The sequence below is a fragment of the Streptomyces sp. NPDC002935 genome (genome assembly GCF_040611295.1).
GTDB lineage: Bacteria > Actinomycetota > Actinomycetes > Streptomycetales > Streptomycetaceae > Streptomyces.
Genome location: NZ_JBEXNW010000026.1, coordinates 83,650 through 96,540, shown reverse-complemented (window position 1 = coordinate 96,540; position 12,891 = coordinate 83,650). Strand labels below are relative to the sequence as shown.

Sequence of the window (12,891 nt, the reverse complement as noted above, 5' to 3'; positions counted from 1 at the left end):
TACGCGGGGTGAGGTGGCTCGACCGGACTACCGGCTGAGCCACTTCACCTCGTACGCGCCCATCTCGAACCGCTTCCCGTCGACCTTCGCGCTGATCGACCGGTCCAGGGTGTTGACCACGAGGACGGTCCTGTCGGAGCCGAGGACACGCACGTTGGGCACGTCGTCCGCGGCGACGGGGATCTTCTCGTACGCCGTCCCCGGCGGGAACGCCTTGCCGAAGCGGGAGATCAGGTCGTACAGGGGGAGTTCCTTCCCCCCGCCGGCGGTGTCGGTCGGTGTCCACAGGCAGCCGGCGCAGCCGGAGCCCTTCTCCTTCTCCGGGTTCCAGTAGAAGCCCGAGGAGGCGCCGCCCCTGACCATCGCGATCATGCCGCTCGCCTGGACGGCGACCCGCCGGGTCTCGGACCAGCCCTTGCGCTCGTCGTTGCCGTCGGCCGGTTCCACGTAGTACTCGGCCCACCACAGCGGCAGTCCGCGGGTCCGCTCGCGCACCCACTTGCCGACGGCCGTGAGCTTGTCGGTGGCCGCGAACTCGTCGGGCAGCATGTCGTCGTCGTTGGTGTAGCTGGAGCCGTCCACGACCACGAAGTCGGCGCCCGCCTTGTGTTCGTTCCAGTAGTCGAAGGCGTCGAGGACCCGCTGGTCCATGGCGCCCCAGGTGCCCTTCACGGTCGGGGACGCGTCCTGTGTCTGACGTGGGTCGAAGCTGTCCATGACCAGGTAGGGGCCGCCCACCATGATGTCCTTGTCCACCTTCTTCAGCGCCTCGTAGACCAGGTTGTAGAGCTTGGTGTAACCCTCGTAGTCCCAACGGCCCTTGCTGTCGTTCCAGAAGCCCTTGAACTCGTTCCAGACGATGAAGTGCCGTATGTCCGGATAGCGCTTGGCGACGGTCGCGGCGAGCTCGGCGAAGTCCGCGAAGTGGGACGGTTCCGGGGCCGTCTCCAGGGACGACTGGCTCCAGTCGGTCTTGTCGGCGCCGGACTTGCCGCCCTTCATCCAGTCCGGGGAGCAGCACAGCGTGACGATCGGAGTGCCGCCCGACCTGCGGATGAAGTCGATGCGGCTGTCCATCTCGGAGAAGTCGTAACGCCCTTCGGACGGCTCGGGGTTGCCCGCCCCCCAGCCCATGATGTGCTGGTTCTGCGGCAGCGACACCTCGTTCTCGCCCAGCAGCCCCTCGACCCGCTCGGTGGCGGCGTCACTGCCCTCGTCGGCGCTGAACTGGGTGTGGGTGAAGCCCCAGCCCACCTCCGGCCGCGGCGTCTCGGGCGGAGTGACGGGTGTTCCGTGCACCTTGTCCCCGTCGCGGGTCGTGCCCGCGGTGCTCCCGCCGTCTCCCGGCAGGGTGTTGAGCAACGTCACCACCAGCGCGAGCACGGCCACGCCGACGCCGATCAACGCGGTGAGGCGCCATCGTCCCGCCCCCGAATTCCACCCATGACGTCCCATCATGGGCCACAGTAACCGGGGGCATCCGGCGTGGGACAGATCTCGTCGCACCACAGCCCTGTAACAGGACGGAGGGAGTACACCGGAAGGGCGGGACCTCACACGACACACCCGACGCACCGCGGAAACCGGGTGCACAGGGCGCCCGGGTGACAGATCATGGCGACATGTCTGCGAACCCACACGACGCTCTGCCGATCAGGCTCAACGTCGACGACAGCGACTCGCCGTCGGACGTCGTCGACGCGCTGTTCCTCGGTCGCTTCGCGACGGGCGAGCAGCCGCACTCGCACGCGGCGAACATCGACCGCGTACGGTCCGGGGCCACCCTGCTCCCGCCGGGCGCCCGGGTGCTGCGTTCCGCGCGCGACGACGACCGCAGCGCGACGCTCGCCGAGGGCGACGGCTGGACCCTGCTGGTGTCCCGCTGGAACCGGGGCGCCGACGTCACCGTGACCGCGACCAGCGTCGAGCTGGCCGAGAAGGTGCTGAAGCAGGCGACGGACGGCGCGGCGGACGAGCCGGAACCGCAGCCGGAGAACGTGACGATGGGCTTCTGGTACGTGTCGCCGCGCCGGGGCCCGCACCGCACGACCCGGCAGATCTCGGCGGGTACGTGGGAGGAGGTCCGCGCCAACTACACGGCACCGGTGGCGGACGCCATGGACCACCTGATGAAGACCACCCCGGAGGACATCGCGGGCCGGCTGCTGCTGCTCCACGGTCCGCCCGGCACCGGCAAGACCTCCGCCCTGCGCACGCTGGCCCGTTCCTGGCGCGACTGGTGCCAGGTGGACTGTGTGCTGGACCCCGAGCGCCTCTTCTCCGACGTCGGCTATCTGATGGACATCGCGATCGGCGAGGAGGACGGCACCGGGAAGGGCCGCTGGCGGCTCCTGCTCCTCGAGGACTGCGACGAACTGATCCGCGGCGAGGCCAAGCACACCGCGGGCCAGGCGCTCTCCCGGCTGCTCAACCTCACCGACGGACTGCTCGGCCAGGGCCGCAACGTCCTCGTGGGCGTCACGACCAACGAGGACCTGGAGCGCCTCCACCCCGCCGTCGTCCGCCCCGGCCGCTGTCTCGCCCGGATCGAGGTCGGACCGCTCACCCGCCGCGAGGCGGTGGGCTGGCTGGGCACCGAGGAGGGCGTCTCGCGCGAGGGCGCGACCCTCGCGGAGCTGTACGCGCTGCGCCGCGGGACGACTCCGACCTCGGTGCCGGACCAGCGCGAAGGGGCGGACGCGGGGCTGTATCTGTAGGTGCCGCGGGGCGGGCCGGAGTCGGGGGTCGGGGCTAGGAGCCGTCCTCGTAAGCCGCTCTCAGGGCGTCCCGTACGGCGTCCAGGGCGGCGTTCTCGGTCAGGCCGAGCCGTCGCGCCCGGTCGGCGTAGGCCTGCGCGGCCGTCGCGGCCTCGCGTGACGCGGCGTCTCCGGCCGCGGCCACGAACGTTCCGTTGCGGCCGCGCGTCTCGATCACCCCGTCCGACTCGAGGGCCCGGTAGGCCTTGGCGACGGTGTTGGCCGCGAGGCCGAGCGACTCGGCCAGCCCCCGTACCGTGGGCAGCTTGTAGCCGACCGGCAGCGCGCCGGACCGGGCCTGCTCGGAAATCTGGGCGCGCACCTGCTCGTACGGCGCGGCCCCCTCTGCGATGCGGATCTTCAGGGTCACGCGGCGATTCTCCCGTACCCGCGGAAAGCGATTCTCCCGTACCCGCCGGAAAATGAGGGGCATCCTGACGCGGCCCACGCGTAGCGTGCGATGCCATGACCGTGATCGTTCGCGAGCTGCGCCACGGGGACCCGGTGGATGCCGCGGGTTTCGCCCGTATCCGTCACCAGGCCCTCCCGTTCATGCTCTTCACCCCCGATTCCGTCGTCTACGACCTGGAGCAGGCCCATCCCGACTCCCATTACCAGCCCTTGCTGGCGGAGGAGGACGGCGAGCTGATCGGCACAGCGCAGGTGGGCCTCGTGCACGACAGCCCGGAGCCCGGCCAGGGATACGTCAATATCTATACGCACCCGGAGCGGACGGGGCGCGGCGCGGGTTCGCTGCTGGCGCGCTCCGCCGAGGAGCGGCTCGCCGCCCTGGGCGCGACCAGGCTGCACGCCTGGGTGCTGGACGCGCCCGCGTACCGCGCCTTCGCGGAGAAGCGGGGCTACCGCGCGGCGCGCTCGGCGCACTTCCTCCGCCTCGACCTGGCGAACGGCACCCTGCCACCGCTCCAACCCCCGCCGCCCGGCGTGGAGTTGCGCACCGGAGCGGACTTCGCCGACGACCCGCGGCCGCTGTTCGAGCTGGACGCGGAGACGCTCCTCGACGAACCGAGCGACGTCGACCGCGAGTTCACGGACTACGAGGCCTGGCTGACGGAGACCTGGCACCACCCCCTCCTCAGCCATGAGCTCACCTCCGTGGCGCTCGTCGACGGGCGCCCGGCGGCGTTCAGCGCGGCCCGCACCGACGGAGGCACCCGCTACGGCACCGTGATGACGGGCACCGGCCGCGCCTTCCGGGGACGCGGTCTCGCCAAACTCGCCAAGAACCACTCCCTGCACCGGGCCCGCTCGGCCGGGTACAAAAACGCGTTCACGGGCAACGACTCCGGCAACGGGCCGATGCTGGCGATCAACAAGTGGTTCGGTTACGAAATCTGCGCGACGGAGGTGAAGTATGTCCGTGACCTCGGCTGACACGCCCGGCTCGTTGGAGATCGTGCTCGTCAAGGCAGGCCGTACGAAGATCAGTTACCCGGCCGAGCTGCTCGCCGACGACGGCAACCGGGTGGTCGTGCGCGCACCCTGGGCGGGCGACACCGTCCGCGACTTCGGCTTCGTACGGTTCGAGCAGGGCGATGTCTTCACGGAGTACTACTGGCGGGACCGCTGGTACGCGGTGAAGGAGGTCCGGGACGCGGCTGGCGTGCGCAAGGGCTGGTACTGCGACATCACCCGCCCGGCGACCGTCTCCGGAGGCCGGCTGGTCGTCGAGGATCTCGACCTGGACCTGTGGCGCTCGGCCGACGGCACGGACGTACTGCGCCTGGACGAGGACGAGTTCGCGGAGAGCGGCCTGGCGGCCACCGACCCGGCGGCCGCGGCCGCCGCCGAGAAGGCGCTGGACGACCTCGAACACCTGGCCCGCGAGGGCGGCTTCGAAGCACTGCTGGCGTAGACGGAGGAGGGGGCTGACGGGTCGGACGGGGCGGACGGGTCCTCGGAAAACCTGGGCGGAGGCGAAGAGGCCGGCGACCCCGCCGGCGCCGGCGAACCGAGCGGCGACACGACGCACGATGGCACGACGGACGGCGGCACCGGTGACGAAACGAGTATCGCCGCCACCGGTGACGGCACAACGGGCGGCGGCACCTGCGACCGCACAGCGAACGGCGTCGGCCCGTGCCGCCGCCGGTTGAGCGAGTGGCGCCAGTCAGAAGGTGGCCACCACGGCGTACCGCTCGTCGTCGACGTCCCGCCCCCACAGCCGCGCGTCGCCCGAGAGTGGCTCCATGCGCAGGTCGGCGGCGTCGGACACCAGGGGCCGGAGCAGGGCGGTCAGCCGCTCGGCGGACATACCGACCGGACTCACGGTCCCCCACACGCCCTCGACGAGCACCAGCCGCCCGCCCGGGCGCAGAAGTCCGCGCCAGTGCCGCAGCACGCGCTCGGGATCGGGCAGCGCCCACAGGACATGGCGGCTGAGCAGGACGTCGAAGCGCTGCTCGCCGACGGGCGGTGCCACCGCGTCACCTCTGAGGAACACCGCGTCACGGCCTGCTAGCTTGGCGCGGGCCAGGTCGATCATGCGCGGCGAGAGGTCGACGCCGGTGACCCGGTGCCCCCGCTCGGACGCGATGAGTGACAGGCTGCCGGTGCCGCAGCCCACGTCGAGCACATCGCCGGGCCGCTCGGGCAGCCAGTCCCGCAGCCGGGCGGCCCAGGCCTCGCGGACCAGAGGGTCGCGCAGGCCGTGGTCGGGCTCCTCGTCGAAGGTCGCGGATTCCGCGTCCCAGTCGACACTCGCCCCGGGATTCATGCCACTGTTACTCACCATGCGCCCCAGGGTGACACCCGCCACTGACAGTCGACGGGTGACCGCCCCGACCATCGACAGGTGACCGCCGCCACAGACAGAACGCGACCGATGAGGAACTCTCCCCGAAAGGGTCTACCTCCGTACAACCGCGGAATCCGGTAGACGCAAGGAGGCAGCCATGCGCCGTGTGACCGTGCAGAAGCCCCTGAGGAAGTCGGACTCCCGCCGCGTACGGGACGAGCCCGACGAGCGCCCCGCCGAGCGCCCCGAGGTCCGAAAGGACATCGCGCGCACCTGGTGGCCGGACGGCTGAGCCGCCGCGCCGCTCCCGGCGCGGAAGAACACCGCCGGATCAACGGCCCGCGGTGGTCATCGCCGGATCAGCGACGTGCGCTGGTCACCGTCAGGTCCGCGACGTGCGCTGGTCACCGTCGGACCCACCGTCGGACCGACGCCTTGTGGTGGACACCGATCGGCCGCTCGCGGTGGACACGGTCAGGTCAGCAGCTTGCCGTGGACACGGTGGACACGTCAGGTCAGCCGCTTGCGGTAGTGGATCCGGTCGTACGGCCCGTCCGCGCGCCGCTCGATCACTTCGTACCCGTACCTCGGGTAGATCTTCTGGTTCTCCCACATCATCGCGTTCGTGTAGAGCCTGATCTCGTCCAGGCCGAGCGCACGAGCGTGTGCCTCCACGAAGCGCAGCAGCCGTCCCCCGATGCCCCGGCCATGGACCTCGGGGCGGACCGCGATGATGTCGAGGTACAGATGGTCCGGTTCCGCGCGCTCCTCGACGACCACGAGCCCCGTCACCGGCTCCCCCGTGACGAACACCCGCCCGGCGGCCACGTTCGCCGCGTGGTCCGCTTCCATGGGCACCGGAACGAGCCCGATGCGCTCGACGTAGGGCTGGAACGCGGCGTCGATCACGGCCTTCACGGCGGGCACGTCGGCGGCGACGGCCGCCCGCACTCCGAACTCCTCGGGCGTCTCCCCGAACTCCTCGGACGTCTCTGTCATGCCCGAACGCTATCTACCTGATCGCAGCCTCAGCACTCCCTTAACAGCGCCGTAAACACCCATAGGCCAGCAGAGCATGTTTTCGCGCAGGTCAGAGGTATGCCTTCGAGGGATCCCCTAGGTAATGGGAGCCAAACAGGGAGCCACGGTCGAAGAATCAGACGGTTTCCCGCGTCTCAGTCGATCTCGCCGTCCTCAGCCTCGTCTCCGAAGATGTGGTCCATGGCTTCCGCGCCCTCGGCGATGACGGGACGCAGTTGCTTGCGATAGACCCTCTCGGTCGTCCCGCTGCCGTTGTGCCCTACGAGACGTGAGATCACTTCGATCGGGATCCCATAGTCCGACAGGACAGACACAAAGCTCGTCCGCAGCTCGCGTGGAGTCCAAGCCTGCGGATCCTTGAAGCCGGCCTCCTTTAAGAGGGTCCTGAAGTTCCGGCGCACGTTCAGGGCACTGCGACGTTCACCCGCCACCGTCGGGAATACAAGCCGCTCGTCCGTCCACTCCTCGCCGGCCGCGAGGCAGGCGGCCCGCTCGCGGCACTGGTGAGCCTTCATGACGGCGACAGCTTGCTGCGGCATGGCCAGCGAGCGCCGGCTCTTCCGGGTCTTCGTGTCCCCGTGCTGACGCACCGAGCGCCAGACGTTCACGTGCGGCTTCTCGTTCCCTGAGCGCGTGAGGTGGATATGCGACCAGGTCAGGGGCCTCGCTTCCTCCGGCCGAACCCCTACGAGCAGCGAAAGCACCACGTACGCGTGGACCCAGCTGCCATCCTTGGCTCGAAGAACCGCCGCAGCCTGTTCCAGAGACAGCGACTTGCTCGGCCGCCCCGCTCGCCCCTCCGGTGCTCCCGGCCAAAGTCGCTACGCTGACCTGATGATCAAGGTGGCGCCACCACGCCACGACGAGCAGGAACTGCGGGGAACTTGCCAACTTGTGCGGTTGTTCATTCCTCGTTGCCAGCGCGGATCACGTTTTCTTCGCAATCTGCTGCGATATCCCATGCGCCTTCGGCGTTCTCGGTCAGATCGTTGTCCTCGATCACGCCTCCACCGCCCTCGTGAATATACACCGCCTCATATCCGTTTCCGTTGATTCGATTAGCGCGCAAAATAGGTTTGCCGCCGGTCTTTATCTCCACCCCTGTCAGAGTGTTGGCGCTTATGTCGTTGTCCTCCAGCGTGCCCGAACCGCTTTCGTAGATAAAGACGCCGCTTGCCTTGTTGTCATGGATCCGGTTGCGGCGCAGGGTGGGCTCGCCGCCGGTTTTTATCGCCACCCCTGCCAGGGTGCTGGTGCTGATGTCGTTGTCCTCCAGCGTGCCCGAACCGCTTTCGTAGATAAAGACGCCGCTTGTCTTGTTGTCATGGATCCGGTTGCGGCGCAGGGTGGGATCGCTGCCGGTTTTTATCTGCACCCCTGTCATGGTGTTGGCGCTGATGTCGTTGTCCTCCAGCGTGCCAAAACCGCCGTCATCGATATAGACGCCGACCTTGTTGTCATGGATCCGGTTGCGGCGCAGGGTGGGCTCGCCGCCGGTTTTTATCGCCACCCCTGTCAGAGTGTTGGCGCTGATGTCGTTGTCCTCCAGCGTGCCCGAACCGCTTTCGTAGATAAAGACGCCGCTTGCCTTGTTGTCATGGATCCGGTTGCGGCGCAGGGTGGGCTCGCCGCCGGTTTTTATCGCCACCCCTGTCATGGTGTTGGCGCTGATGTCGTTGTCCTCCAGCGTGCCAAAACCGCCGTCATATACGAAGACGCCGCCCTGTTTGCTGCCGTGGATTTGGTTGCGGCGCAGTCGTGGGTCAGCACCATCGTGGATGGCTACGCACGCGAGCCCCCGGCTGGTAATGTCGCAGCCTTCAAGTTCCAGCCGTCCCTGGGTGACGTCTACGCCGTACCAATTACCTCCGGCTTGGTGAAGTGTCAGGTTCTCGACCCGTCCGATGCTGGTCTGAAACATGAGCGCATCAGCATCAGACGAACGGATCTCGATATCGGCGACCGGACCATCACCGAGGATTTCCAACGGTTTGTCGACCAGCAGGCCCTCCATATACAGGCCTGGACGGACCAGAATTCGATCACCCGGTTTTGCTGCCTTGATAGCTGCGCCGACTGTAGTGAAATCCCCCCGATGATACGGATCAACAATGTGGGTCGGCGGGGTGGACTTGGTCGTAACCCTAACCGTTCCCCTCTTTTCGATCGACTCTGACGCTGCTCCTATAATCCTTGTGGGTCTGCCGGGATCCGGAGCGGAATCAAGCGGTCTCCAGAATGCATCCCGCATCCGCGACGCGAGTTGCGCGACGGTCTTGCGTACTGGTGGTGAGGTAAACGGTTCGAACCGCAATTCACGCCAGTCGGCATACTGCCGTGAGGCCAGCATTCGGGCCATTTCATCCTCTTCGCGAAGCTCAGGATCATCCAGCTCCGCTGCGCTGATGTAATACACGGGAAGGATCAAATCTTGGCGACTCAGGTCAGTTTCCCGTTTCAGGAACCGCGCCACCTCTGCCCTGCAAGCAGAACTGTGGAAAAAGCTAGGCGTAATGACGACTAGCAGCAATGTAGCCGCATCCAGAGCGTTATCGATGCGCTGCTGCCAATTCTCTCCCCACTGAATGTCATTACGATCCTGAAAGATCTCAAATTCCTGGTCGGTCTGCGCCCTGACTTCGCTAGCAAGACGTTCTCGGAACTGGGTGACGAGCCCGTCATCGTGCTGGTCATTGAAGCGGACGTAGCTCATGAACGCGGCAGGCCTACCCGACATTCCTTCTCATCCTCTCCGTGACAACGTGCCACGCAGCCAGCCAACTATCGATGAACCCTTCAGCGGGGACTGTTTGCACGGCTGCTGATGTTGGGCTGCTGAGATGCGATGCCAATCCAGCTGCCCATTTCCTCGCGCTCGATGGCTGTGACGTTGGCGGCGAGCACCGCGTCACGGGTTGCTACGTCGTCGTACGGCGCGGATCCAGTCCGGTACAGCCTGCGCTCGGCCTCCACTGCCTCACGCGCCCTGCTGAAGCGTAGGTAGTTCTCCTGCGAGTGGAAGATGGTTCGAGCACCCGTCATAACCACGACGATCGCCCCCAGGACTGCGGGAATCACGGTGTTACCGGGCCAGATTGCCGCACTCACCGGGATCGCGGCGGCTACCACCAGCGCCAACGTTTCGTTGACTTTGTATACCCTCCGGTTCCCGATTGCGGCACCGCGGTACCAGGTGTAGCTATCGTCCGCGAGCGACATGGCGTACGAAGGGGGGCATCGTCGAACTCTGAACCGCTCATTCGACCTCCAGCCGTCCCAGTGTCTGACATGAGGGAACCTCACAGGAAAGGGACGCGCACAGAACCTGCCAGAACAGGCCTCCTTCGATTTGGGGGGTTCACACCTCTGGCAATTCCTTCGGTCCCCGGCCGGACCAACCACCCAGCCAACGGTTCAGCCGTCTTGCGGTCCAACCCGGTTCCCACCGCCAGGCCATGGCAGCCACCACGCTACGCTGCTTTCCGCTTCTGCCCACTCTGCTTGGGGCCAGCGCATCGGCATCCCCCTGGTGTGGGCTCACTTTCCAGTGTGCGCCAACCGCAGAAGTCCGCAACTGCGCACTAGGTATTAGGGTTGTCAAGTATCAGTGCTGGCCAGAACGTTCCTATGACTTAAGGACGTTAGGCATCTGAATCCGCGACGCAAACCTGAGGCAGAGGAGAATGACGTGTCCTGTCGTCGATCTACCTGACGCGGCGCCAGGTAGCGAAGTCTAAGGTCAGAGGTCGCGCGTTCCGTCGTCTCTCCGAAGGCGGTACTCGCGCCAGCCGTGGACTATCCGTGGACTCATCCGGGCTTGGTCAGCCGCGCCCGAGCCCTGACCTACTGCGTTACCTTGCTGTCAAGTGGCCTCCGGAGCCGTGTCGTCATTCACGGCTAAGCTTTGCCGTTGGTTTTCGTGACAGGCACACAGTGACCATCTGCCTGCACTTATGGTTCCTCCGGACAACGGCTGAGGGGGACTGGTGCGATATAGCGCTCTGCCTTGGATGATCTTTGCTGCTGTGCTGCTGCTTGCCGGCTGCACGTCAGTCGATGACGTCTACTGGGATGCATTTTCCGTAGGCGAGGAAGTGTCCGGGACCTACGAGACTTCCGCGCGGCCAGCTGACTGTTCGGGCAAGGAGGGCGCTGAGGCCATCATGTATGGCGCCGGGTGGAACAGCCCTACACAGTTCTGGACCGACGACGAATGCGGAAGGCGGATGCCCGACACGTCGGAGCGGCAGGTGTGGCGAGAGGGCTGTCGAGACGGAGCCAACGACTCGCCGAACTATGAGCAGTACGGCCCCCGTCCCTTGCCGCCGGACGGTCGCAAGAAGGAGTCGTGCCAGAACCGTGCCAGATCGTGCGGGGAACCACGGGGAATGGCGGGGTCCAAGCCGTCGGCCAGGCAGGTTACAAAGCCGGTCCGCCGCAGGTCAGCCCGGCAACCACCGGTAGAGAACCCAAGCTTCCCAAGCTGAGGTACCGTCAGAGGTTCTGACGAGGACCGCTTTGCTTTCCAGGCAGTACGACTTGCGTTGGGCACACCAGCCCAAGACGGAGGCTCCATCCAAGTTGCCTCCGGGACGAGATCTCTGTCCGCACGTTGAGCGGTACTGAAACAGGTCGTCAGCGATCGACGCGACCTGCACCCAGGTTGGGGCCTGAGCCGGGCCGTCTGTGGGCCGTCGGAGGCTGGCCCGCAGTGACCACCAACGACCGTGGACGGCCGGTAAAACGCAGGTCACCGGCGCCGTGGCGCGGATCGTTCGAGGGTCGTCCGGCGTCGCACAAGTTCCTGCGCAACAAGCGCCAGGAGTGGGAAGAGTCCCGCTCCAAGGTGACCGCCTCCAAGCTGCGGAGGGCCCTGCCCCTGCTGTAGACGCGGAGTGGCGCGGGAACGGCTTCTAGAGCTGGCGGTCGTTGGGAGCCATACGGGGAGCCAACCGAAGCGTCCGACGACGGACGAGCGCGGACCGCTGCGGACAGCGGCAGCACTCGGCAGCAGGTGATACCGGCCTCCCCAATCCCCCTTCCTGAGCCCCCCGTTAGCTCTGCCTTAACAGCGCCATAAGGATCTCCATCACCCGCCTCCAGCAGGCGATTCAACGGTTTTCAGGGGCTAGTTTTCTGATCGCCCCCCACGGGATCCCCGCACGGAACGCCATGCGGCACTCGCCCCACGCACCAGAACCGTTCGAGGAGTTGCCCCATGTCCGCAGGCCGCAAGGCCGTCGGCGTCGCCGCCCTCGGCATCGCCCCGCTCGCCCTGTCCGCGCTGGCCGCCGCGCCGGCCTCGGCACACGGCTCGATGGGGGACCCGGTGAGCCGGGTGGCCCAGTGCTACGCGGAGGGTCCGGAGAACCCCAGGTCGGACGCCTGCAAGGCGGCTGTCGCGGCGGGCGGCACCCAGGCGCTCTATGACTGGAACGGCATCCGCATCGGTGACGCGAACGGCCGGCACGAGGCGCTGATACCGGACGGCAAGCTGTGCAGCGCGGGCAACGCCGAGTTCAAGGGTCTCGACCTGGCGCGCTCCGACTGGCCCGCGACGAGCGTGGGCAGCGGCTCGTACACCTTCAAGTACCGGGTGACCGCACCGCACAAGGGCACGTTCAAGGTCTACATCACGAAGGCCGGTTACGACCCGTCCCAGCCGCTGGCCTGGGACGACCTGGACCTGACGCACCCGGTCGCGACGGTCACCGACCCGGCCGCCTCGGGCGGCTTCTACACCTTCTCCGGGACCCTCCCGGAGCGCTCCGGCAAGCAGCTCCTGTACGCGGTCTGGCAGCGTTCGGACAGCCCGGAGGCCTTCTACTCCTGCTCCGACGTCGCGTTCGGCGGAAGCGGTGGCACCGCCGCGGGCGGCGGCAAGGACGCGGGCGGCGGCAAGGGCTCGGGCGGCACCTCTCCCGCGCCGAGCGCCTCCGCGCCCTCCGACGAGCAGATCGAGGACGGCAGCGACAAGTCGACCGTGGAGCACCACGGCCACGGTGACAACGACGCCGGCACCTCGGCGGAGCCGACCCCGAACACGGACGCCGCCGGGGGCGCCGAGTCCGCCGATGGCACCGAGACCGGCGACGGCACCGAGACCGCTCCGGGCGCCGCGGAGAACCAGCCGGAGGCCGCCGGTTCCTCCGAGAGCCTCGCCGAGACCGGCGGTGACTCCTCCACCTCGTACATCGCGATCGGCGGCGCCGCCGCTCTGGCGCTCGGTGCCGCGGCGCTGTTCGCCTCGGTGCGCCGACGCGCGGCGTCCGACGGCCGGCACGGCCGCTAGAACGCCGGACGACTCCGGGGGCTGACCGGCGGCTCAGGCCGGAC

12 protein-coding genes and 1 pseudogene are annotated in these 12,891 nt (G+C 67.4%); 6 read left to right on the top strand and 7 right to left on the bottom strand.

What is annotated here, in order from left to right; all coding sequences use genetic code 11:
• Positions 1 to 27: 27 nt before the first annotated feature.
• Positions 28 to 1,455: a xylan 1,4-beta-xylosidase gene (locus tag ABZX90_RS29975; RefSeq protein WP_355209892.1), complete on the bottom strand. Its 1,428-nt coding sequence runs from the start codon at positions 1,453 to 1,455 to the stop codon at positions 28 to 30.
• Positions 1,456 to 1,604: 149 nt separating this feature from the next.
• Between ABZX90_RS29975 and ABZX90_RS29970 the strand changes: the two genes are divergently transcribed.
• Complete coding sequence (locus ABZX90_RS29970) at positions 1,605 to 2,717, top strand: DUF5925 domain-containing protein (RefSeq protein WP_351129806.1); 1,113 nt, start codon at positions 1,605 to 1,607, stop codon at positions 2,715 to 2,717.
• 34 nt (positions 2,718 to 2,751) lie between these two features.
• Here ABZX90_RS29970 and ABZX90_RS29965 read toward each other — a convergent pair whose 3' ends face one another.
• On the bottom strand, positions 2,752 to 3,126 hold the full coding sequence (locus tag ABZX90_RS29965) for a GntR family transcriptional regulator (protein WP_351129808.1): 375 nt from the start codon (positions 3,124 to 3,126) through the stop codon (positions 2,752 to 2,754).
• A gap of 95 nt (positions 3,127 to 3,221) precedes the next feature.
• On the opposite strand from ABZX90_RS29965, the gene ABZX90_RS29960 reads away from it, so the two are divergent.
• Together ABZX90_RS29960 and ABZX90_RS29955 are read left to right on the top strand one after the other, a co-directional pair.
• Positions 3,222 to 4,151 carry a GNAT family N-acetyltransferase gene (locus ABZX90_RS29960; protein WP_355209889.1) on the top strand — a complete coding sequence of 310 codons (930 nt, stop codon included), beginning with the start codon at positions 3,222 to 3,224 and terminating at the stop codon, positions 4,149 to 4,151.
• Positions 4,132 to 4,632, top strand: coding sequence for a DUF402 domain-containing protein (locus ABZX90_RS29955; protein ID WP_355209886.1), 501 nt, complete (start codon positions 4,132 to 4,134; stop codon positions 4,630 to 4,632). The genes ABZX90_RS29960 and ABZX90_RS29955 overlap by 20 nt, the downstream gene beginning before the upstream one ends.
• A gap of 255 nt (positions 4,633 to 4,887) precedes the next feature.
• Here ABZX90_RS29955 and ABZX90_RS29950 read toward each other — a convergent pair whose 3' ends face one another.
• The gene (locus ABZX90_RS29950; protein ID WP_355209883.1) at positions 4,888 to 5,511 is read right to left on the bottom strand and encodes a class I SAM-dependent methyltransferase; all 624 of its coding nucleotides are present in this window, start codon (positions 5,509 to 5,511) and stop codon (positions 4,888 to 4,890) included.
• Positions 5,512 to 5,671: 160 nt separating this feature from the next.
• Between ABZX90_RS29950 and ABZX90_RS29945 the strand changes: the two genes are divergently transcribed.
• Positions 5,672 to 5,806 carry a hypothetical protein gene (locus ABZX90_RS29945; RefSeq protein ID WP_263974428.1) on the top strand — a complete coding sequence of 45 codons (135 nt, stop codon included), beginning with the start codon at positions 5,672 to 5,674 and terminating at the stop codon, positions 5,804 to 5,806.
• A gap of 218 nt (positions 5,807 to 6,024) precedes the next feature.
• On the opposite strand, the gene ABZX90_RS29940 is transcribed toward ABZX90_RS29945, so the two are convergent.
• From ABZX90_RS29940 to ABZX90_RS29925, 4 genes are all read right to left on the bottom strand, one after another.
• Positions 6,025 to 6,513 carry a GNAT family N-acetyltransferase gene (locus ABZX90_RS29940; RefSeq protein WP_355209879.1) on the bottom strand — a complete coding sequence of 163 codons (489 nt, stop codon included), beginning with the start codon at positions 6,511 to 6,513 and terminating at the stop codon, positions 6,025 to 6,027.
• Positions 6,514 to 6,689: 176 nt separating this feature from the next.
• A complete protein-coding gene (locus tag ABZX90_RS29935) occupies positions 6,690 to 7,319 on the bottom strand; it encodes a site-specific integrase (protein WP_355209966.1) in 630 nt (209 codons plus the stop codon).
• Between the two features lie 140 nt (positions 7,320 to 7,459).
• Positions 7,460 to 9,268, bottom strand: coding sequence for a right-handed parallel beta-helix repeat-containing protein (locus ABZX90_RS29930; RefSeq protein ID WP_355209876.1), 1,809 nt, complete (start codon positions 9,266 to 9,268; stop codon positions 7,460 to 7,462).
• 83 nt (positions 9,269 to 9,351) lie between these two features.
• Complete coding sequence (locus ABZX90_RS29925; protein ID WP_355209873.1) at positions 9,352 to 9,774, bottom strand: DUF4231 domain-containing protein; 423 nt, start codon at positions 9,772 to 9,774, stop codon at positions 9,352 to 9,354.
• Between the two features lie 1,582 nt (positions 9,775 to 11,356).
• On the opposite strand from ABZX90_RS29925, the pseudogene ABZX90_RS29920 reads away from it, so the two are divergent.
• Positions 11,357 to 11,443, top strand: a pseudogene (locus tag ABZX90_RS29920) (glutamine synthetase); the annotation flags it as partial.
• A gap of 330 nt (positions 11,444 to 11,773) precedes the next feature.
• Entirely contained in the window at positions 11,774 to 12,847 is a 1,074-nt protein-coding gene (locus ABZX90_RS29915) for a lytic polysaccharide monooxygenase (RefSeq protein ID WP_355209870.1), read from the top strand.
• Positions 12,848 to 12,891: the final 44 nt, after the last annotated feature.